Annotated in this window: 16 protein-coding genes and 1 pseudogene; 8 read left to right on the top strand and 9 right to left on the bottom strand. The window is 69.8% G+C overall.

Features of this window, described 5'->3' with window-relative positions; genetic code table 11:
- Positions 1-18: 18 nt before the first annotated feature.
- From GEV07_05570 to GEV07_05550, 5 genes are read right to left on the bottom strand one after another with little or no spacing between them, the layout of a single operon-like run.
- Positions 19-1,614, bottom strand: a complete 1,596-nt coding sequence (locus tag GEV07_05570) for an antibiotic ABC transporter (protein MQA02203.1) — start codon at positions 1,612-1,614, stop codon at positions 19-21.
- Positions 1,611-2,516, bottom strand: coding sequence for an ATP-binding cassette domain-containing protein (locus GEV07_05565; GenBank protein ID MQA02202.1), 906 nt, complete (start codon positions 2,514-2,516; stop codon positions 1,611-1,613). The genes GEV07_05570 and GEV07_05565 overlap by 4 nt, the downstream gene beginning before the upstream one ends.
- Positions 2,509-3,174, bottom strand: coding sequence for a TetR family transcriptional regulator (locus GEV07_05560; GenBank protein ID MQA02201.1), 666 nt, complete (start codon positions 3,172-3,174; stop codon positions 2,509-2,511). Before GEV07_05560 ends, GEV07_05565 begins: the two co-directional genes overlap by 8 nt.
- 24 nt (positions 3,175-3,198) lie before the next feature.
- Positions 3,199-4,125, bottom strand: a complete 927-nt coding sequence (locus GEV07_05555) for a carbamate kinase (GenBank protein MQA02200.1) — start codon at positions 4,123-4,125, stop codon at positions 3,199-3,201.
- Between the two features lie 34 nt (positions 4,126-4,159).
- On the bottom strand, positions 4,160-5,353 hold the full coding sequence (locus tag GEV07_05550; GenBank protein MQA02199.1) for a CoA transferase: 1,194 nt from the start codon (positions 5,351-5,353) through the stop codon (positions 4,160-4,162).
- 114 nt (positions 5,354-5,467) lie between these two features.
- Here GEV07_05550 and GEV07_05545 point away from each other — a divergent pair, with 114 nt between their 5' ends.
- Complete coding sequence (locus tag GEV07_05545) at positions 5,468-6,439, top strand: zinc-binding dehydrogenase (protein ID MQA02198.1); 972 nt, start codon at positions 5,468-5,470, stop codon at positions 6,437-6,439.
- A 59-nt stretch (positions 6,440-6,498) separates the two neighbouring features.
- On the opposite strand, the gene GEV07_05540 is transcribed toward GEV07_05545, so the two are convergent.
- Both GEV07_05540 and GEV07_05535 read right to left on the bottom strand, forming a co-directional pair.
- Positions 6,499-8,418: a hydantoinase B/oxoprolinase family protein gene (locus GEV07_05540; protein MQA02197.1), complete on the bottom strand. Its 1,920-nt coding sequence runs from the start codon at positions 8,416-8,418 to the stop codon at positions 6,499-6,501.
- Positions 8,418-10,484 carry a hydantoinase/oxoprolinase family protein gene (locus GEV07_05535; GenBank protein ID MQA02196.1) on the bottom strand — a complete coding sequence of 689 codons (2,067 nt, stop codon included), beginning with the start codon at positions 10,482-10,484 and terminating at the stop codon, positions 8,418-8,420. The genes GEV07_05540 and GEV07_05535 overlap by 1 nt, the downstream gene beginning before the upstream one ends.
- Before the next feature lie 27 nt (positions 10,485-10,511).
- On the opposite strand from GEV07_05535, the gene GEV07_05530 reads away from it, so the two are divergent.
- Positions 10,512-11,099 (top strand): DUF664 domain-containing protein, encoded by a 588-nt coding sequence (locus GEV07_05530; GenBank protein ID MQA02195.1) that lies wholly within the window; start codon positions 10,512-10,514, stop codon positions 11,097-11,099.
- A gap of 4 nt (positions 11,100-11,103) precedes the next feature.
- On the opposite strand, the gene GEV07_05525 is transcribed toward GEV07_05530, so the two are convergent.
- Together GEV07_05525 and GEV07_05520 are read right to left on the bottom strand one after the other, a co-directional pair.
- Positions 11,104-11,922, bottom strand: coding sequence for a MerR family transcriptional regulator (locus GEV07_05525; protein ID MQA02194.1), 819 nt, complete (start codon positions 11,920-11,922; stop codon positions 11,104-11,106).
- A 48-nt stretch (positions 11,923-11,970) separates the two neighbouring features.
- Positions 11,971-12,263 (bottom strand): annotated as a pseudogene (locus GEV07_05520) (antibiotic biosynthesis monooxygenase).
- A gap of 92 nt (positions 12,264-12,355) precedes the next feature.
- On the opposite strand from GEV07_05520, the gene GEV07_05515 reads away from it, so the two are divergent.
- The 6 genes from GEV07_05515 to GEV07_05490 all read left to right on the top strand — a co-directional run bounded on the left by GEV07_05515 (position 12,356) and on the right by GEV07_05490 (position 20,059).
- Complete coding sequence (locus tag GEV07_05515) at positions 12,356-13,213, top strand: kinase (protein MQA02193.1); 858 nt, start codon at positions 12,356-12,358, stop codon at positions 13,211-13,213.
- Between the two features lie 249 nt (positions 13,214-13,462).
- Positions 13,463-14,932, top strand: a complete 1,470-nt coding sequence (locus GEV07_05510; protein ID MQA02192.1) for an extracellular solute-binding protein — start codon at positions 13,463-13,465, stop codon at positions 14,930-14,932.
- 21 nt (positions 14,933-14,953) lie between these two features.
- Entirely contained in the window at positions 14,954-15,922 is a 969-nt protein-coding gene (locus GEV07_05505) for an ABC transporter permease subunit (protein ID MQA02191.1), read from the top strand.
- Positions 15,919-16,755: an ABC transporter permease subunit gene (locus GEV07_05500; GenBank protein ID MQA02190.1), complete on the top strand. Its 837-nt coding sequence runs from the start codon at positions 15,919-15,921 to the stop codon at positions 16,753-16,755. The genes GEV07_05505 and GEV07_05500 overlap by 4 nt, the downstream gene beginning before the upstream one ends.
- Positions 16,752-18,182, top strand: a complete 1,431-nt coding sequence (locus GEV07_05495; GenBank protein MQA02189.1) for a sulfatase-like hydrolase/transferase — start codon at positions 16,752-16,754, stop codon at positions 18,180-18,182. The genes GEV07_05500 and GEV07_05495 overlap by 4 nt, the downstream gene beginning before the upstream one ends.
- Positions 18,182-20,059: a glycoside hydrolase family 2 gene (locus tag GEV07_05490; GenBank protein ID MQA02188.1), complete on the top strand. Its 1,878-nt coding sequence runs from the start codon at positions 18,182-18,184 to the stop codon at positions 20,057-20,059. The genes GEV07_05495 and GEV07_05490 overlap by 1 nt, the downstream gene beginning before the upstream one ends.
- Positions 20,060-20,083 lie beyond the last annotated feature (24 nt).

Genomic DNA, 20,083 nt, shown 5'->3' with positions numbered 1-20,083 from the left:
ACCACACCGACACCGCGCTCAGCTAGATGCAATGTCGCGCCGGCGCAACGACCACAGCCCGACGCCCGTCAACGCCGCGGCGACCATCGTCAGAGCGAGGTACGTCACCGCGGTCCGCTCGTAGAACGGATTCACGTGTGCGAACGGCGAAAGCAACCGGAACACCCACTGCGGCAAGCCCCAGTGCACAGCGATCTCGACGCCGAGCATCACGGCAAGCGCCAACCAGGCGATCACCGCCGTGCCACGCCCGAACACGCCGTACGCGGCGACGCCTACGCCCACCAGCACCCAGATCGCCGGCGCGATGCCCACCGTCAGGCCCAGCATCGACACCACCTGGCCGGGGAGGTCGCCTGCGCTCAGGCCGCCACCCACGCCAGCGCCGAGACCGAGGATCGCCAACAGCACCACAGGCACGGCCATCGCGAACACGAGATGGCTCGCCGCCCACCGGGTCCTGCCTGCCGGCGCAGCGAGCACGGTCTCGGCATGGCCGAGCTCCTCCTCCGTACGCATCCGCAACGTGGTGAGCACGGCGTAGAACGCGACGATGAGGCCGAGCAGGAACGCGACGTAGACGAAGAAGGCCGCGCTCGGCGAGACGCCCATCGCAGCGGCGTACTCCCGTAGCCACGCGCCTTTGGCGTACGCACTCATCGCGCCCGCACCGCCGGCATAGCCGGTGCCGAGCGCACAGCAGGCAAGCACCGTCGCCCACCCGACGGCCATGCCGCGGTGCAGCCGCCACGCCAACCCGAGCGGTCCGCGCAACACGGGCGTCACCGTGCCGGCGGCCAGTCGTTCTGGCAGCAGGCCACCCGCGAGGTCGCGCCGGGTCGACAGCACGTACGCGGCCGCCAGCAACACCGTGGCGAACGCGACCACGAGAGCGAACGGCCACAGCCGTTCGCCGGCGAACGGGCGGACGTGTTCGAGCCAACCGCTCGGGCTCAGCCAACCCAACCAGACCAGCCCGGACCCACCCATGTCCGAGACACCACGGACGAGATGGCCGACGTAGAACACACCGATGGCGCCGAACGCAGCCAGCTTCACACTCGTGGTCACCTGCACGAGCACTGCCGCCAGACTCGCCGCGACCACGACTGCGGCAAGTGCCACCGCGGCGAACGTCACAGAACCGAGCACCGGCAGCTGCATGGCAACGAGACCACCCGCGATGACGACGGCGAGCACGAGTCCGGCGCCCGTCACCACGCTCACGGCAGCGGTCAACGGCGCATGCCGGCCGACCACCGTGGCGCCGAGCAGCTCGCGGCGACCGGCCTGCTCCTCGGACCTCGTGTGCCGTACGACGAACAGGATCGCGCCGATCGCGCAGGCGAGGGTCGTGCCGGCAAAGGCCTCCTGCGCCACCAACGCTCCCGGTGTGCTGTCGAAGGCGCGCGACTGGAAGAGCAGAAACATGGGGATGTCGAGCACCTGCTCGAACCGCTCCTGCCGCGCTCGCGCGGTGGGGTACGTGCTTCCCACGGTGCCCGCGCGGCCGAGGACGATGGTGAGGGGCAGCAGCAACCACAGCGGCAGCAGGAACCGGTCGCGCCGCAGGATCAGTCGCACCAGGCCGGCCGTCCCGGTGAGGGTGGTCATGCCGTCACCGGCGCGGGAACGCTGCCCTGGTAGTGCCGCAGGAACAGCTCTTCGAGCGTCGCGGGTTGCACCACGAGGTTGCGTATCCCGTTCGTGGCCAACACGTACATAACATTGTCGAGCTGCTCAGTCTCGACCTCGAAGTGCGCACGCGCACCGTCGACGTGCAGGTCGTGCACGCCGGCCGTCGCCGCGAGCGGTTGCGCCGACCCGGCCAGCTCCACCGTCACCGAGGTGCGGGTGAGATGGCGCAGCTGCGCGAGGCTGCCGGACTCGACCGTACGCCCGGCGCGGATGATCGTCACCGTGTCGCACACGGCCTCGACCTCGGCGAGGACATGGCTGGACAGCAGGACCGTACGGCCGCGCGCCTTCTCCTCGGCCATGCACTCGCGGAACACGGACTCCATCAACGGGTCGAGGCCGGACGTCGGCTCGTCGAGGATCAGCAGCTCTGCCTCCGAGGCCAGGGCAGCGACGAGCGCCACCTTCTGCCGGTTGCCCTTCGAGTACGTGCGCGCCCGCTTCCGTGGGTCGAGGTCGAACCGCCGCAACAGCTCGTCCCTGCGCCCGGCGTCGACGCCGCCGCGCATCCGGCCGAGCAGCTCGACGATCTCGCCGCCGGACAGGCCGGGCCACAGCGTGACGTCCCCAGGTACGTACGCGAGCCGCCGGTGCAGCTCGACCGCGTCGCGCCACGGATCGCCGCCGAGCACCTGCACGTCGCCCGCGTCTGCGTGCACCATCCCGAGCAGCACGCGCAGTGTCGTCGACTTGCCCGCGCCGTTCTGGCCGAGGAAGCCGTGCACGTCGCCGGTGCGGACGGCCAGGTCGAGCCCGTCCAGCGCGCGTGTGGCGCCGAACGTCTTCACCAGGCCGGTCGCGGTAATCGCCTCAGTCATCGCCTGCCCCCTCCAACGTCTGCTCCTCGTCGGCAACTGCCTGCACCGCCTCGGTGAGCTGGCCGCCGACACCGGAGGCCAGGAACTCCCCCATGGCCGCGTACACGTCGCCGATGGCCGCACCCAACCGACTTGTGTTCTCCGACTGCAGTACGTCCACGCCGGTCCGCCTGGAGACGTGCTCGTGTAGCACGAGGGTGCCGCCGTGCATGGCCGCCATGACGGCCGCCGCGTCCCTCGTCCGCGCGGAGCCGGCGGGGAAGCGTTCGGGCCAGGTGGCGGTCAGGAACTCCTCCGTCAGCGCGGCACCCTCGTCGAAGAACGTGGCCGCCGCGGCGGACCCTTCGACGAGCGCGCGGGCGAGGTATCCGGTGCTGAGCCGGCTGGTCTCGAACATCGTCGGGACGAACCCGGGGTTCGCCGCCTCGCCCGCCATGCTGCGCCTGGCCTGCTCGAGCAGGGTGCCGATGGCGTGCTCGTCGCACGCCTCGCGCAGCCCGTCCTTGGTGCCGTAGTGCTGTTGTACGAGCGCGGGCGAGACGCCCGCCTCCGCGGCCACGCTCCTGATCGTCGTGGCCTTGAAGCCGTGGACGGCGAACTGGCGCAGCGCGGCATCCATGATCCTGGCCCGGCCGACCCGGCCAGCAGGGGTGTTCATACGTACACTGTACAGTTGTATACCCTAGCTGACAACGGTGCCGGCGGCTCCCGTCACGGCGTCCTCGATGTGCGCGAGCGAGGTGATCACCGCCCGCCGGCCGCCGTGCTCGACGAACCGGCACACCGCCTCGACCTTCGGCCCCATCGAGCCGGCGGCGAACTCGCCGGCGGCCGCGTACGACCGCAGCTGCGCGGACGTCACCTGGGTCAGCGCACGCGCGTACGCGGTGCCGTACCCGGTCTGCACGTGGTCCACGTCGGTCGCGATGACGAGCGCGTCCACGCCGAGGGCCCGCGCGAGCAACGCGGCGGTGAGGTCCTTGTCGATCACCGCCTCTATGCCGCGCAGCCCGCCGGACTCGTGCACCACGGGGATGCCGCCGCCACCGCCGACCACCACGACGTAGCCCTGGTCGAGCAGCACGCGTGCCGGGTCGGCGTCGAGCACCTCGCGCGGCTCCGGCGACGCCACCACCCGACGCCAACCGCGCTCGCCCCGGTCCTCCCAGTTCTGGCCGTGCTCGATCAGGGTGCGGGCTTCCGCGTACGGCAGGTACCGGCCAACCGGCTTGCTCGGCCGAACGAGCAGCGGGTCGTCGGCGTCCACCCGGGTGCGGGTGACGAGGGCGGCCACCGGCCGCTCGACACCACGTAGCCAGAACGCGCGCTGCAGTGCGTCGAGCAGGATGAAGCCGATGGTGCCCTGGGTCTGTGCGCCGCACCAGTCCAGCGGTACCGGCGGTACGACGTCGGCGGCGAGCTCGTTCTTCACCAGGATGTTGCCGACCTGCGGGCCGTTGCCGTGCGTCAGCGCCACCTCGTGCCCGGCGACCACCAGGTCGGCCACGTGCTCCATGGCGCCGGTGACCGCGGCGATCTGGTCGTCCGGCCGCGCCGACCCGTCCGGCGCCGTCATGGCGTTGCCGCCGAGGGCGATCAGCACTCGCATCCGCGCAGCGTACGTCATCGCGCGCGGGTCGGGACTAGTCCTGAGCGCCGTCCAACCAGGCCCTTACGCGGGTGCCGTCGGAGTCGAGTACCGGCGGTGCACCGTGCACACGTCGGGTGGTCTCCGCGCCTTCGGCGTCGAAGAAGCGCAGCGGTGGACCGGGCAGCTTCACGGTGCCGAGCGTCTCGTGCTGGACGTCGACGACGAGCCCCTGGCTCTGCGTCTGGTCCCACTCGTACACCTCATCGATGCCGCGCACCTTGCCGGCGGGCACGCCGACGCCGGCAAGCTCGGCGAGCAGCTTCTCCGCCTCGTACTCGGCGAACGCCGCCTCCACTGCCTCGATCACCTGTGGGCGGTTCTCCACCCGCTCGCTGTTGGTGGCCATGCCGGGCGCCTGCGGGTCGAGGCCGAAGGCCGTGCAGAACTTCTGCCACAGCCCCTCGGTGCCCACGGCGATCTGCACCGCGCCGTCGCGGCAGCGGAACAGCCCGTACGGGCAGATCGACGGGTGATGGTTGCCCTGGGCCTTGCCGACCTTCCCGGCCACCGTCCAGGCGGTGCCCTGGAACGCGTGCACGCCGACGATCGCGGCCAGCAACGACGTACGCACCACCTTGCCGCGCCCGGTGTGTTCGCGCTCGAGCAGCGCGGCGAGCACGCCGTTCGCGCCGTACATGCCGGCCAGCAGGTCACCGATCGGCACACCGACGCGCTGCACGTCGTCAGGACCGGAACCGGTCACCGACATCAGGCCGGCCTCGCCCTGCGCGATCTGGTCGTAGCCAGGCCGGCCACCCTCAGGACCGTCGTGGCCGAAGCCGGTGATCGACATCACCACCAGGCGCGGGTTCAGCTCGAACAGCCGGTCGGTCGGGAAGCCGAGCCGGTCGAGCACGCCGGTGCGGAAGTTCTCCAGCAGCACGTCGGCGCGGCTGACCATGCGGGCCAGCGTCGCCTTGCCGGCCTCGCTCTTCAGGTCGAGCGTGATCGACTCCTTGTTCCTGTTGCAGGACAAGAAGTAGGTCGACTCGCGGCCCGCCTCCGGCTGCTCGGGATCGACGAACGGCGGACCCCAGCCGCGGGTGTCGTCACCGGTGTCCGGCGTCTCCACCTTGATCACGCGGGCGCCGAGGTCGCCGAGGATCATGCCAGCGTGCGGGCCGGCGAGCGCCCGAGTCAGGTCGACGACGACGTACCCGGCAAGCGGCCCAGTTGCTGCGTCCATGGAGCCAAGGCTAGCTGCCGGGCGACCGTCTCCGCTGTGATGCAGATCGCCGCGGGCGCTCGGTCCCAGATCGCGGGATGCTGCAAATCCCGCATGGTCGGTAGATTGCCGGTCATGCGGGCTGCGTACATCACCGAGGTCGGACCGGCGGAGAACATCACCATCGGAGACCTCGCGGAACCCACGCCAGGTCCGACCGACGTGCTCGTGCGCACGCAGGCGATGGCCGTCAACCACGTCGACACGTTCGTCCGCGCCGGTACGTACCCGGTTCCGATGACGTTCCCGTTCGTGGTGGGGCGCGATCTGGTCGGTACGGTCGCCGCGGTCGGTGCCGCCGTCACGGACTTCCGCGTCGGCGAGCCGGTGTGGTGCAACAGCCTCGGGTACGGCGGCCGGCAGGGCTCGTTCGCCGAGTACGCGAACGTGCCTGGGGATCGCCTCTACCTGCTGCCCGCCGGGGTGGAACCGGTGCCCGCCGTCGCGCTGTTGCACACGGCCGCGACCGCGTACCTCGGGCTGTTCAGGGAGGCGCAGCTGCGCTACGGGGAGACCGTCCTGGTCTCCGGTGCGGCCGGTGGCGTCGGCAGCGCCGTGGTGCAGCTCGCCGCGGCAGCGGGCGCGACGGTGATCGCCACGGCACGCGACGACGACGCGGACTGGTGTCGCGCGTGCGGGGCGAGCGAGGTCGTCGACTACCGCGATCCCGACCTGTGGACGAAGGTCGCCGCCGCCGCTCCCGGTGGCATCGACGTGTTCTGGGAGAACTCGACGCACTACGCGTTCGAGCACACCCTCCCGTTGCTCGCCCGCGGCGGGCGCTTCATCGTCATCGCGGGCAGGCAGGCGCTGCCTTCGCTGCCGATCGGGCAGCTCTACGTGAACGACGCGAGCCTGCGCGGCTTCGTGATCAGCAACGCAAGCGCGGCGGACCTCGCCGACGCCGCGCGAGCGGTGAACCGTGGCCTCGCCGACGGCGTGCTACGGGCCAGCGTCGCCGCCGAGCTCCCGCTGGCCGAGGCCGCCGACGCCCACCGGCAGCTGGAAGCCGGCGCCACCCGCGGCCGCATCGTCGTCGTGCCCTGACGGCCGCGCTCCCAGCACGAGGCACAGGATCCACTGCCACGAGCGGGCCATCGACGCCGCTACAGCCAGTCGACGGGTGACGCGGGGATGCCGCCGGCCAGTCGGGCGTAGCCGGATCCTCGGTTGAAGAACGGCTGCTGGTCGCCCCGCTCGGAGCGCAGCGATGCCCGCAGCCGCTGGGAGGCACGCTCGTCCAGCGACGGCGCGTCGGCCGGGCCGGTCACCACCACGCCGTAGTCGCGGCGGGCACCGTCGAGCGACACCTTGCCCCACCGCACGTCGCGCAGCACGTCGTCGTACGGGCGGACGAGCGGGTCGCCCCAGCCGCCGCCCCCCGTGGTGCGGATCCTGATCACCTCGCCCGCCTGCACCGGCTCGGCGTCCGCGAGCGCGTCCACCTGCCGCTCGTTCGGGCCGGCGGGGTCGACGGTCACTGCGAACGGGCGGCCGGCGCGGCCACCCTTCACGCCCCAGCACGACAACATCGACCGGTCGGCGATGGACATGAAGTGCGCGTCGCGCAGCATCCTTATGCGCTTCTCGTAGCCGAGACCACCTCGGCGCAGCCCCGGGCCGCCGGAGTCGACGGCGAGACCGAGCGACCCGACCACGAACGGGAACCTGCTCTCCGCGAACTCGGTCGGCAGGTTCCGCGAGTCCGGCACCACGTGGATGGTGTCCTCGCCGTCGGCGTACGGCCGTCCGCCTGAGCCGCCGCCGAGCACCTCACGCATCAGGTACGGCTCACCCGCGGCGTCGGTGCCGTAGACACCCGTATAACGGATGGTCTCCTGGTCGGCGGGCATCTCGCCGTCCACCGCCTTGGCGACGGCACCCGCGAGCACGCCGAGCATGCGCAGGATGACGAAGGTGCGCGCGTTCGTCGGTGCGGGGAACACGGGGGTGAGCAACGTGCCCTTGTCAGGAAAACGCATCTCCAGCAGCGGCACCACGCCCTCGTTCACGTCCAGCTCGGCCATCCGCTCCGGGCTGTCCGCGAGGTTGCGCAGGATCGGCGCGAGCCACTTCTTCAGGAACACGCCCTCGGCGTAGTCGCCGCAGTGGTTGATCGGGCCCTTCGCCTGCGGTGCGGTGCCGGAGAAGTCCACGATCAGCCGCGCGCCGTCGACGTCGTCGTCCGGGGTCCTGGTCAACGTGATGCGCTGCGTGTGCAGCTTCGGCGGGTCGACACCGTCGTGCTCCGCGTAGTCCTCCCACACGTACGTGCCGACGGGGATGCGCGAGAGCACCTCGCGTCTGAACGTCTCCGTGGTCTTGTCGAGCAGCGCGTCGAAGCACGCCTCCACCGCCGTGACCCCGTACCTGTCGAACAGCTCGCCGAGCCGCCGCGCACCCATCAGGCAGGCGGAACACTCGGCGTCCAGGTCGGCGGCGAGGCTGTCCGGCATCCGCGAGTTGCGGGTCATGATGCGCAGGGCGGCGTCGTTGCGCACCCCGGCGTCCCAGAGCTTGATCGGCGGCACCATCAAGCCCTCCTCGAACACCGTCGTCGTGTGTGACGGCATCGAGCCGGGCACCGAGCCGCCGATGTCGTCGTGGTGGCCGAACGCCTGCATGAACGCCACCACGTACGGCTCGCCGGCCTCGTCGGTGGCGAACACGGGCACCGTGACGCACAGGTCCGGCAGGTGCCCGATGCCGCCCTCGGACAGGTACACGTCGTTGTGGAAGTACACGTCGCCCGGCCGCATCGTCTCCGGCGGGAAGTCCCTGGCGACCGGGTGCACGAGCGCCGAGTACGACCGGCCGGTGAGCTTGCGCAGGTGCCGGTCGTGGATGCCGGCCCTGAAGTCGTGCGCGTCCCTGATCATCGGCGACCGCGACGTACGTTCGATCGCAGCCTCCACCTCGCGCTCCACGCTGGCCAGGTAGCCCTCCACGATCTCCACCAGCACCGGGTCGGGCGCGCCAGCGGTGGCGGGGTCGGTCAGCCGGTAGCCGTACGGATGCTGCCGCATCAGGATGCCTCCCGGGCGACGAGCAGGTTGCCGTAGCGGTCGACCTCGGCGACGAAGCCTGGATGCACGGGCACGGTGGCACCGAACTCCTCCAGCACCGCAGGCCCGGTCACGGTGTCGCCGGCGCCCAGCCGCGCCCGGTCGTACGTGCCGGCCTCCGTCCAGCCGCCGAAGTACGCGGGTCTGCTGCCGGTGCGGGCGTCCTCGCCGCCGGTGCCCGATGCGATCTCGGGGATCTCCGGCCGGCGGATGGGCCCGATACCGGTCACCCGCAGGTTCACCCACTCCACCTGCTGCCGCTCCTCGTGCGCGAAGTCGTAGCCGTAGAGCTGTCGGTGGGTGGCGTGGAAGCGATCTGCGGCCGCGCCGAGCAGGGCGCCGTCGACGGGCCCGTCGGACAGCTCCACCCGCACCTCGAACGCCTGGCCGAAGTACCGCAGGTCCGCCGTGCGGACGAACTTCCGCTGTGCCTCGGGGAAACCCTCCTTGGCCAGCGCGGCATCGGCCTCCGCCCGCAGCGCCGCGAACATCGCCTGCACGGCGGCGGGATCGAGCTGTTCCTGGCGGCACACGTACGTACGCACGTAGTCGTTGCGTACGTCGACGGTCAGCAGCCCGTACGCGGACAGGTTGCCGGGGTTGCGCGGCACCAGCACGCCGTCGAGGCCGAGCACGTCCACCAGCCGGCACGCCGCGAGCGAACCCGACCCGCCGAACGTGACCAGCCGGAAGTCGCGGACGTCCAGGCCGCGCTTCACGGTGACCTGGCGCAGTGCGTTCGCCTGGTTCCACGCGGACACCTCGAGGATGCCGTCGGCCAGTTGTTCGACACCGAGGTCGAGCTTGCCGGCAAGCACGGCGAGGCCGGCGCGGGCCGCCGCCGCGTCCAGCGGTATCTCACCGCCGAGCAGGTGCGGCGGGATGCGCCCAAGCACCAGGTTCGCGTCGGTGACCGTCGGCTCGGCACTGCCGTGCCCGTAACAGATCGGCCCCGGGCTCGCCCCCGCCGACCGCGGTCCCACCTTCAGCGTGCCCTCGGGGCTCATCCAGGCGATCGAGCCGCCGCCGGCGCCGACCGTCACCACGTCGACCATGGGGATCTTGCTCGGGTACGTGCCGATGCTGCCCTCGGTGGTCAGCGCCGGCTCGCCGTCGACGGCCACGGCTACGTCGGTGGAGGTGCCCCCGCCGTCCAGGGTGACCACAGAGCCGAACCCGGCATGCCGCGCGACGAGCGCGGCGCCGAGCACACCCGCGGCCGGCCCGGACAGCACCGTGCTGATCGGCTGGTGCACCACCTCGGCGGCGGACAGCACGCCGCCGTTGGACTTCATCACGTAGAACGGGATCGGCTCGCCGCGCAGCCCGGCGAGCCTGCGTTCGATGTTCGCCACGTAGCCGCGGATGTCCGGCTTGACCGCAGCGTCCACGAGCGTGGTCACGCTGCGCTCGTACTCGCGGTACTCACGCAGCACATCGCTGGAGATGCTCACGACCGCGTCCGGGTGCTCGCGTGCCAGCACGTCGCGCATCGCCTGCTCGTGTGCGCTGTTGGCGTAGGCGTGCAGGAAGCACACGCCGATGGTGTCGATGCCCTGCGCCAGGAACCAGCGCGCCACCTCCACCGCCTGCGCCTCGTCGAACGGGCGCAGCTCGCTGCCGTCGTACGCCAACCGGCCGCCGACCGTACGGACCCTGTCGACCGGCACGATCCGCGGCGGCTTCACCCAGAAGTACGAGTTCCCGTAGCCGTCGGGCACCGCTTGGCGTGCGATCTCCAGCACGTGCCGGTAGCCCTCCGTGGTGACGAACCCGAGGTCGGTGACCTTGCCTTCGAGCAGCTTGTTCGTCGCGACGGTGGTGCCGTGGCTGACCGCCTGCACGGCGTCCGCGCCGGCACCGAGCGCGCCGAGCGCCTTGTGCACCCCGGCGAGGAAGCCGTCGGCGGGATCCGCCGGCGTGGACGGCGTCTTCGTGGCGACGAGGTCGCCGGTGTCTTCGTCCACGGCCACCACGTCGGTGAACGTGCCACCGGTGTCGATACCCACCCTGATCCGCCTCGCCACAGTCCAAGACTGTGGCAGGCTCGCCCCATGACGGCAACCGACCAGAAGGCACACCTGAAGCGCTACCTACAGATCGCTCGTGACGTGCTGCTCTGGAAACTCGACGGCCTCTCCGAGTACGACATCCGCCGCCCGCTGACACCCACAGCCACCAACCTGCTCGGGCTGGTCAAGCACCTGACGGGTGTGGAGGCCGGCTACTTCGGCGAGCCGTTCGGCCGCCCGTTCGCCGAGCCGCTGCCGTGGCTCGAAGACCCGGAGCCGAACGTGGACATGTGGGCGAAGCCGGACGAGTCGAGGGCGCAGCTCGTCGAGCTGTACCGCCGCGCCTGCCGGCACGCCGACTCCACCATCGACGAGCTGGACCTGGACGCGCCCGGCCACATACCGCACTGGCCGGCCGAGCGCGGCGACGTCACGCTGCACCAGATCCTCGTGCACGTCATCGCCGAGACGCACCGGCACGCCGGCCACGCGGACATCGTCCGTGAGCTCATCGACGGCTCAGCCGGCCTGCGCGCGGACGTCGACAACCTGGCCCCGGGCGACCAGAGCTGGTGGGACGACTACCGGAACCGGGTGGCGGACGCCGCCCGGCAGGCCGTGGACGGCTGACCGCTCAGACCTCGCCCACCGGCTCCTGCAGCTCGGTGACCCAGGTGCTCGTGTCCTCGCCGGTGGAGATGTACAGCTCCCTGTTGTAGCCGGCGGAACGGTAGCCGTTGTCGTCGATCCAGCGGGCGAGCGTCTGGATCGTCTTCATCACGTCGTCCATCGAGCCCTCGTGTATGACGGTGGCCGCCTGCTCGATGGCGGGCAGGTCGACCACGTCGAACTCGTACCCGTCCGTACGGTCGACGTCGACCGGCAGGCCCGCGTGGACCAGCACGCCACCGTCGGCCGCCTCCTCGTAGTAGGCGATCCCCGGGCCTGTCGGGCGTACGCCCGCGCGGTCGAGCAGCGTGCACAGCTGCTCGTACAACGGGCGGATCACCGGCCCGATGGCGGACGGTTCGAAGCTCGCGGCCGTCGCCGTGAGCTCCGCGACCCGCACCGCGGGAATCCTCTTCACCTGCACCTCGTCGACCGGCACGACACCCTCCGTCTCTATGGTCCGGAGCCTCGCCTCGACCTGGGTCAGCCGTGCGGTGTCCACCGCGAGCTGCGTCTGCAGCTCGCTACGCCGCAGCCGCAGCATGCCGCGCAGCTCCGCCACGCTCACCTTGTCGTCGAGGATCGACCGCACCTGGTCCAGGGTGAACCCCAGGTCCTTCAGCGCGACGATCCTGTTCAACAGCGTCAGCTGGGCCGCGTCGTACGAGCGGTAGCCGGTGACCGGGTCCACGTACGCGGGCTCGAGCAGCCCGAGCGCGTCGTAGTGCCGCAGCATGCGCACCGACACCCGACCGTGTCTGGCGAAGTCTCCGATACTGAACATGACTCCTCCGGTCTACGGCCTGACACGGTGTCAGGGTCAAGCAGCATCTCAGTCGAACGGCGGCCGGACGTCGCTGATGTCGTACCGCATGACGTCGACGTCGACCATCAGGTGGCCGAGGTCGGGCGCGTTCGCCTGCTGCCGCCACCGGTCGAGCGCTCGACGTCCTCCCAGCGCTCGTAGTTGTTCGCCCGGCGCCGGTCGAGCACGTCGGCACTGATGGCGATGTCCAGGCAGCCCGGCGCGGCCCGTGCCCTGGCGACCAGATCGGCGTGCGCCGCCACGAAGCGGTCCCTGTCCGCCTGATCGGCGAACACGACCGATCCCGCAATGATGAGCAACTTCCCGAGTCCCTTCCGGTCGAGCTGACGTACCGGACGTACAGACCCTGCCGCAGCCCCGAACTCATCGGACGGCCAGAATCCCACCTGCCATGTCTCAGCTCGAGCTGCCCGAGAACCTCGTCGCGGAACTGGTGGGCAACGCACCCCTCGGCGCGTGGGTGGCGAGCCTGCCCGCCCTCCTCGCCGACGTCGCGGCGAGCTGGGCGTTGACGGTGGGCCGGCCGTACCAGCCGGGAGGCGCGACCTCGTGGACGGCGCCGGCGCGGGACGGTGCCGGCAGACCGCTGGCGCTGAAGATCGCCCACCGGCACCCGGAGGCGCGGCACGAGGCCGAGGCGCTCGCGGACTGGGACGGCCGCGGCGCGGTGCGGCTGGTGCGCAGCCGGGTCGTTGGCGACAGCAACGTGCTGCTGCTCGAACGCTGCGAGCCTGGCACCCTGCTGCGGGACGCGCTGCCCGCGGCCGCCCAGGACGCCGTGCTCGCTGGCGTGCTCCGCCGGCTGTGGATCGAACCGGCGGCTCATCGCTACCAGCCGCTCAGCGACATGTGCGCCCGTTGGGCGGACGACTTCGAGGAACGAGTCGCCGGCGACCCCGGCCTCGCCCGTGCCGGCGTCGCCCTGTTCCGTGAGCTGCCCGCGTCGGCCACCGACGAGGTGCTGCTCCACACCGACCTGCACCCCGGCAACGTCCTCGCCAGCACGCGCGAGCCATGGCTGGCCATCGACCCGAAGCCGCACGCCGGGGACCCTACGTACGACGCGCTGCAGCACATGCTCAACTCGCCGGACCGGCTGGTGGCCGACCCGCTCGGCTTCGGCCGGCGCCTGGCCGCCCTCCTCGGCCTGGATCCCGTGCGTCTTCGGCACTGGCTGTTCGCCCGGTGCGTCCTGGAGGGCCCGGGGCGGCCGTGGCTCGCCGCCGTCGCGAGAGCGGTCGCACCCTGACCGGTGCGGCCGGGTTTACATCGATGTACGGCCTTGCGGCTCCAGGCTCGCCTACTCTGTGCATCCGCCGGGCGCGGACACAACCCCGTCCATGCAGCGGTTTCCCAGCTCAGCGTGGCCGAGCGCCAGGACCGGCCGGGTCGCAGCGTAGTAACCCAGGAGGCATCGGGGTTTACATCGTGGTAAATCTGGGCTACAACTGCTCCCACTTGTCGGCTAGATGGCAGCCGAGTAGGTCAAGGAGGACCTATGAGCACTGTGGACCGGCGTGGATTCCTGCAACTGACGGGGCTCGTTACCGGGGGCGTGCTGCTCGGCGGCTGTAACACGGCGCCCAGCCAGGAGGCGCGCGAACAGGCCGGCACCCTCCGCTGGTGGGACCAGTTCCAACCGATCTCCTCGTTCGAGAAGAAGCTGTTCGCCGCATTCGCCAAGGAAGACGGCGGCATGCCGGTGGAGTACGAGGTGCAGAACCCGGAGAACCAGGGCAAGGCACTGCAGCTCGCCTGGCAGAGCAAGCAGTTGCCCGACGTGTTCACGCTCGTCGGGGTGGAGCTGCCACCAGCCAGGCTCGAGAAGCAGGGCTGGTTCTCCCCGATCGAGCTCGACGGGGAACACGAGAAGTTGCTACCCGACAGCTCGCGGGTGGAGGGGAAGAACGTCTTCGACGGCAAGCTCTACGCGATGCCGATCTTCAGCTTCCGCTCGCACGACACCTTGAACTGGTTCAACAAGGACCTCTACGCGAAGGCCGACCTCGACCCCGATGACCCGCCGACCACGTACGACGACATCCGGGCGGGTGCCAGGGCGATACAGAAGGCTGGCGGGGACGGCATCTCCGGATGGATCGCACCGCTGAAGATGGTGCTACGCCTGGAGATGCAGATCCTACAGATGGCCGCCGCAGCGGGCGCACCCATCAGCGGCGGCGTCCCGCCGGACGGCGGCATCGACCTGCGCACCGGCGAGTACGCGTACCACACGCAACCGTTCGTGGACGCCATCGAGTTCTGGATCGCCATGAAACGCGACAAGGTGCTGTTCCCCGCGTCCACCTCACTGGATGCACGCACGGCCCGTGCGCGCTGGGCGACCGGCATCGCCGGCACGTTCTTTGACGGCTCGTACAACATCGGCGTGCTCAACGCGGAGTTCAAGCAGTTCGCCGGCAAGGTCGGGGTCGGCTCGATCCCGGTGCCCGACGACAGGCAGCAGGTCGCGCTCTGCGGGGTGCCCGCGAACGCGGCGCTCTCCTTCTGGATCTCCGGCAAGAGCAAGCACGTGGACGCCGCCAGCGCGTTGATCGCCAAGTTCATCGAGGACGACGGCCAGCGCGGGCTGGCGGAGGCGATGGACCAACCGCCACTCAACTCGAAGGTGTTGGCGGACGCCGACGTGCACCCGACGTACGAACGGTCGGTCGAGCTGTTCAACGAGCAGGTCTTCAACGGCCCCAGCCTCTCGGTGCGCAACCCCAAGACCATCGAGGTCGCCAGCGCGATGAACCCGGTCCAGCCGACGCTCGGCGAGATCGTCCAGGGAGCGGTCACCGGTGAGCTCGCCGACTGGCAAGGCGCCTTGAAGAAGCTCTCCGACAAGCTCACCGCAGAACGCGACAAGACGATCAAGTCCGTCGGCAGCGGCGTCGGCGTGGACGACTGGAGGTTCGCCGACTGGAAGCGCGGTAGCGATTACGTCACCAAGCCAGGATCGTGACCTGGTGATCAGGCAGGTCACATGACCGCGACGCTGCAACGCACCGGCGAGACCCGGGCACCGTCGACACACGGCCGGCAACGGCTCGGCCGGCGGCTATGGGGTGACCGGTGGCTGTACTTCTTCCTGCTGCCCACGGCGGTGCTGTACGGCCTCTACACGCTGTGGCCGATCCTCGCGAGCTACTGGTACTCACTGCTGGACTGGAACGGGTTCGACGCGGACAAGAAGTTCGTCGGGATCGCGAACTACCGCGAGGTCTTCGCCGACCCACTGTTCTGGAACACGCTGAAGATCACCGGGTTGTTCATGGTGATCACCGTTCCGCTGCGGGTCGGGGCGTCGCTACTCATCGCCGTCGTGCTGAACCACCCGCGGCTGCCGTTCGTACGGCTGTTCCGCACCGCGTTCTTCCTCCCCGTCGTCACCACTACGGCCATCGTGGGCGTGGTGATGCAGTTCATCTTCGACCCGGCGAGCGGGCCGGTGAACCTGGCTCTCATGAAGGCGGACATCGCCAGCCAGGGCATCGACTTCCTCGGCTCATCGAGCACCGCGCTGTGGACGGTGATGGGTGTCCACACGTGGAAGTGGCTCGGCGTGACGATGATCTACTGGCTGGCCGCACTACAGACCATCCCGCGTGAGCTGCACGAGGCAGCACGCGTCGACGGCGCCAACGGCTGGCAGGTCTTCCGGCATGTGAGCCTGCCGATGCTGACACCGTTCCTCGTCATCATCACGTTGCTGACGGTGGAGCAGAACCTGCAGATCTTCGACCTGATGCTCACCATGACGAATGGCGGGCCGATGTACGCCACCGAGGTCATCGAGATCTACATCTACCGGTGGGCGTTCACGGCGAGCGTTCCGCGGTTGGGCTTCGCGTCGGCCGCCGCCGTCGTCTTCGGGCTCGTCATGCTCGTCGTCGCGGTCGTGCAGTACCTCGGCATCCGCGCGGCACGCAGCTCGGTGGGTGAGCAGAGATGAGCAAGCTCCGCTTACGACTACCGCTGTGGATCGCGACCGCCGGCCTCACCGTCGTCTGCCTGTTCTGGGTGTATCCGTTCGCGTGGGTGCTCGCCGCCTCGTTGAAGGATCCACTCGAGGTGTTCAGCTCCGGCCTCAGCCTGATCCCGAAGACACTGCAGTGGGAGAACTACCAACGGGCCTGGACGGACGCCAACTTCGGCACGTACCTGTTCAACACAATCGTCGTGACGCTCGCGACGGTCGTCATCGTCGTGATCCGGTGCGCCATGACCGGTTACGTGATCGCCAGGTACAGCTTCCTCGGCAAGAAGCTGGTCGTCGTCGTGCTCGTCGGCACCCTGTTCGTGCCCGCCGGGTTCACCATCATCCCGGTCGTCGAGCTGACCAACAGGCTCGGAATGCTGAACTCGTTGGGCGGCATGATCATCGCGCTCAGCGGCGGCGGACACGTCGCGGCTGTGCTGCTGTACGCCGGCTACTTCCGCAACATCCCACGCGAGCTCGAGGAAGCCGCCATCATTGACGGCGCCGGGTTCATCACGGTCTTCGTCCGGGTGATGTTGCCGCTCGCCGGGCCGGTCACGGCAACGGTCACCGTACTCACGTTCCTCGCGAGCTGGAACGCCTTCCTCGTGCCACTGGTGTTCACGTTCAGCCGGCCGGAGCTACGTACCCTGAGCGTCGGCATGCAGGCGTTCGTCGGCGAGAGCTCCGTGGACTGGCCGGGGATGGCCGCCGCCGCAACCATCTCGCTGGTACCCATCGTCCTGCTCTTCCTCTTCCTGCAGCGCTACTTCTTCGACGGGATTGCCGGAGCCATCAAGTCATGACGAACATCCTGCTCATCTGCACCGACCAGCAACGCTTCGACGCGCTCGGCTGCTACGGCAACCCGCACATCGCCACGCCCAACATCGACCGGCTCGCGGCCGGCGGTGTGCTCTTCGAGAACTGCTACGTCCAGAGCCCGGTCTGCGCGCCGTCGCGGGCGAGCCTGATGACCGGCAAGTACGTCCATTCGCACGGCCTCTGGGCGAACGGTGTGGACATCGAACCACACCACGAGCTGTTCACCAGGAAGCTCGCCGACGCCGGCTACGACTGCGGGCTGGTCGGCAAGTTCCACCTCGGTGCCTGCCAGCGCGGCCGGATGGAGCCGCGGCTGGACGACGGGTTCCGGGTCTACCGGTGGGCACACGACCCGTACCCGGGCTCGTCGGAGAACCAGTACCACCGCTGGCTCAAGTCACGGCGACCCGACCTCTACGCGGAAGCAAGCGACCCCGACTCGTCCGTCACGTTCGACGCGATGCCCACGGAAGCCCACTACAGCAGGTGGATCGCCGACGAGACCATCGACTTCCTGCGGTCAGCGCGCGACACGAGCAAGCCGTTCTGCTTCGTGACCAACTTCTTCGACCCGCACCACGACTTCGAGGCACCCAAGGAGTACGTCGACAGGTACCTGCACGCCCCGCTGCCACCGGTGAACACCGAAGACGGTGAGCTCACCGGCAAGCCGGCGATCCTGCGTGCAGCCTCGGAGAAGTCGTACGGCGGTCACGCCAAGGGCTATACCGAGTACACCGCCGAGGAGCTGAGGTACGCACGAGCGGCCTACTACGGCATGGTCACGCTGATCGACGACGAGGTCGGGCGGATCCTCGGCGCGCTGGAGAAGGAAGGGCTCGCCGACGACACGCTCGTGGTGTTCACCAGTGACCACGGCGAGATGCTCGGCGACCACCAGCTGATGCTCAAGGGACCGATGATGTACGAGTGCGCGGTGCGCGTACCGCTCGTCCTCAGCTGGCCGGGCAAGCTTCCTCGTGGCGAGCGCCGCGCCGAGCTGGTGCAGTGGGTCGACCTGCCGTCGACGCTGCTGGACGCCGCCGGCGTCGCGCCGCTGACCGGCGATCAGGGGCGGAGCCTGCTCCCGTTGGCCCGCGGCGACGACATGACATGGCGCGACTGGGCGCTGTGCGAGTACCGGAACAGCGGTCACGCCTACGACCCGCCGGTGCACGTCACCATGCTGCGTCACGACCGGTGGAAGCTCGTCGTGCACCACGGTGAACCTGCCACCGCACGGGAGCGCACCGGCGAGCTCTACGACCTGGTCGCCGACCCGGCCGAGCTCGTCAACAGGTGGGACGACGACACCTGCAGGGAAGTGCGCACGGTGTTGCACGAGCAGCTGCTGGACGTCCTCGTCGGCACCGAGGACCGCCACCGCGGCCGATTGTCCGACTGGTGATGGAGAGGGAGCCCGAGGTGACCGAGACGAATACCCATCCGCGACCACAGCTGGTCCGTACGGACTGGCTGGACATCTGCGGTGAGTGGCAGTTCGCTTTCGACAGGAACGACGTCGGGCTCACCGAGCGCTGGTTCGCCGAGGCCGAACCGTTCGACCGGACCATCACCGTGCCCTACCCACCGGAGTCGAAGCTGTCCGGTGTGCACGAGCCGGACACGCCCGCCGTCGTCTGGTACCGCCGCAGCTTCACCACGCCACGACCGGCCGCGGACCACCGGACGCTGCTGCACTTCGGCGCCGTCGACTACCGCGCACGGGTCTGGGTCAACGGCCAGTACGTCGGCAGCCACGAAGGTGGGCACACACCGTTCAGGTTCGACGTGACCCAGGCCCTCGTCGACACCGGCGACCAGACGGTCGTGGTCTGCGTGGAGGACCGGCCGGACGACGTCACCCAGCCGCGTGGCAAGCAGACCTGGGCGGCCGAGCCGCACGGCATCTGGTACCGCAGGACGACCGGCATCTGGCAGCCGGTCTGGCTGGAGGACGTGCCGGCGATCCATGTCGACGAGCTGCACTGGACGCCGGACCCCGCCAACGCAAGGGTCGGGGTGGAGGTGCGGTTGTCCGAGCACCCGAGTCGGCCGCTGCGGCTGCGCATCCGGCTGCGGCTGGGCGAAGGGCTGCTCGCCGAGCACACCGAGCTGGTGACCGGCGCATACCACCGCGGCGACGTGGCGATCGCCGCCGCGCGCAACGCCGAGGACCTGGCGAAGTTGCTGTGGTCCCCCGACCACCCGACGCTGCTCGACGCGTCCGTCACGCTCCTGGACGCCGACGACGTGATCGACGACGTCGCGTCGTACGTCGGTCTGCGCACGGTGGGCATCGGAGACGGACGCTTCCTCCTCAACGGCCAGCAGGCGTACCCGCGGCTGGTGCTCGAGCAGGGTTACTGGCCACAGTCGCACCTCGCGGCACCGAGCGCGGACGCGCTGCGCAGGGAGGTGGAGCTGGTGAAGCAGCTCGGCTTCAACGGCATGCGCATCCACCAGAAGATCGAGGATCCCCGCTTCCTCTACTGGTGCGACCGCATCGGGCTGCTGGTGTGGGAGGAGATGCCGAGCGCCTTCGAGTTCGAGCCGGCGACCGTGGACCGGCTCGTGCGCGAGTGGCTCGACGTCGTACGTCGCGACCGCAGTCACCCGTGCGTCGTCACCTGGGTGCCGTTCAACGAGAGCTGGGGAGTGCGCCATCTCGCTGAGGTACCGGCCCAACGGCACTACGCGACGGCGCTCTACCAGCTCACCAAGGCCATCGACCCCACCCGGCCGGTCATCTCGAACGACGGTTGGGAGCACACGGAGAGCGACATCTGGTCGGTCCACGACTACGCCGTACGTGGAGACGCGCTGCGGGAACGGTACGGCAGCGAGGCGGCCCTCACCAGGACGCTGCGGGAACGTCGCCCCACCCGGCGCAGGGTGCTGCTCGGCGAGCCGGAGTACCGCGGCCAGCCGGTCATCCTCTCCGAGTTCGGTGGGCTCAGCTACGCACCAGAGCCCGGCGAGCACTGGTTCGGCTACGGGACCGTCAGCTCCGTCGAGGAGTACGAGAGCCAGCTCGCGGACCTCGTCGACGCCGTGCTCGACAGCGCCGAGATAGCCGGCTTCTGCTACACGCAGCTGACCGACACCGAGCAGGAACGCAACGGGCTGCTCACCGAGGACCGCGAACCGAAGCTGCCCATCGAGCGCCTTCGCGCCATCATCGGCCGTCCCGCTGCCGCTGTGCCAGCGGAGGAGATCGACGCGAGCAGGACCGCCGCTCGGCGGATCAGTGACTCGGACACCGGTGCCGGAGGAGACTCATGAACGGGCTACGACGGTACGCCTTCG

It is taken from the genome of Streptosporangiales bacterium, assembly GCA_009379825.1.
Taxonomy (GTDB): Bacteria; Actinomycetota; Actinomycetes; order Streptosporangiales; family WHST01; genus WHST01.
The sequence above is the reverse complement of the archived record's forward strand: the minus strand, read 5'-3'. Positions and strand labels throughout refer to the sequence as shown.

What these genes read in the sequence shown, in the direction of transcription:
- GEV07_05570 (MQA02203.1), bottom strand. Translation starts at nt 1,614, where the DNA reads ATGACCACCCTCACCGGGACGGCCGGCCTGGTGCGACTGATCCTGCGG.
- GEV07_05565 (MQA02202.1), bottom strand. Translation starts at nt 2,516, where the DNA reads ATGACTGAGGCGATTACCGCGACCGGCCTGGTGAAGACGTTCGGCGCC.
- GEV07_05560 (MQA02201.1), bottom strand. Translation starts at nt 3,174, where the DNA reads ATGAACACCCCTGCTGGCCGGGTCGGCCGGGCCAGGATCATGGATGCC.
- GEV07_05555 (MQA02200.1), bottom strand. Translation starts at nt 4,125, where the DNA reads ATGCGAGTGCTGATCGCCCTCGGCGGCAACGCCATGACGGCGCCGGAC.
- GEV07_05550 (MQA02199.1), bottom strand. Translation starts at nt 5,353, where the DNA reads ATGGACGCAGCAACTGGGCCGCTTGCCGGGTACGTCGTCGTCGACCTG.
- GEV07_05545 (MQA02198.1), top strand. Translation starts at nt 5,468, where the DNA reads ATGCGGGCTGCGTACATCACCGAGGTCGGACCGGCGGAGAACATCACC.
- GEV07_05540 (MQA02197.1), bottom strand. Translation starts at nt 8,418, where the DNA reads ATGCGGCAGCATCCGTACGGCTACCGGCTGACCGACCCCGCCACCGCT.
- GEV07_05530 (MQA02195.1), top strand. Translation starts at nt 10,512, where the DNA reads ATGACGGCAACCGACCAGAAGGCACACCTGAAGCGCTACCTACAGATC.
- GEV07_05525 (MQA02194.1), bottom strand. Translation starts at nt 11,922, where the DNA reads ATGTTCAGTATCGGAGACTTCGCCAGACACGGTCGGGTGTCGGTGCGC.
- GEV07_05515 (MQA02193.1), top strand. Translation starts at nt 12,356, where the DNA reads ATGTCTCAGCTCGAGCTGCCCGAGAACCTCGTCGCGGAACTGGTGGGC.
- GEV07_05510 (MQA02192.1), top strand. Translation starts at nt 13,463, where the DNA reads ATGAGCACTGTGGACCGGCGTGGATTCCTGCAACTGACGGGGCTCGTT.
- GEV07_05505 (MQA02191.1), top strand. Translation starts at nt 14,954, where the DNA reads ATGACCGCGACGCTGCAACGCACCGGCGAGACCCGGGCACCGTCGACA.
- GEV07_05500 (MQA02190.1), top strand. Translation starts at nt 15,919, where the DNA reads ATGAGCAAGCTCCGCTTACGACTACCGCTGTGGATCGCGACCGCCGGC.
- GEV07_05495 (MQA02189.1), top strand. Translation starts at nt 16,752, where the DNA reads ATGACGAACATCCTGCTCATCTGCACCGACCAGCAACGCTTCGACGCG.
- GEV07_05490 (MQA02188.1), top strand. Translation starts at nt 18,182, where the DNA reads ATGGAGAGGGAGCCCGAGGTGACCGAGACGAATACCCATCCGCGACCA.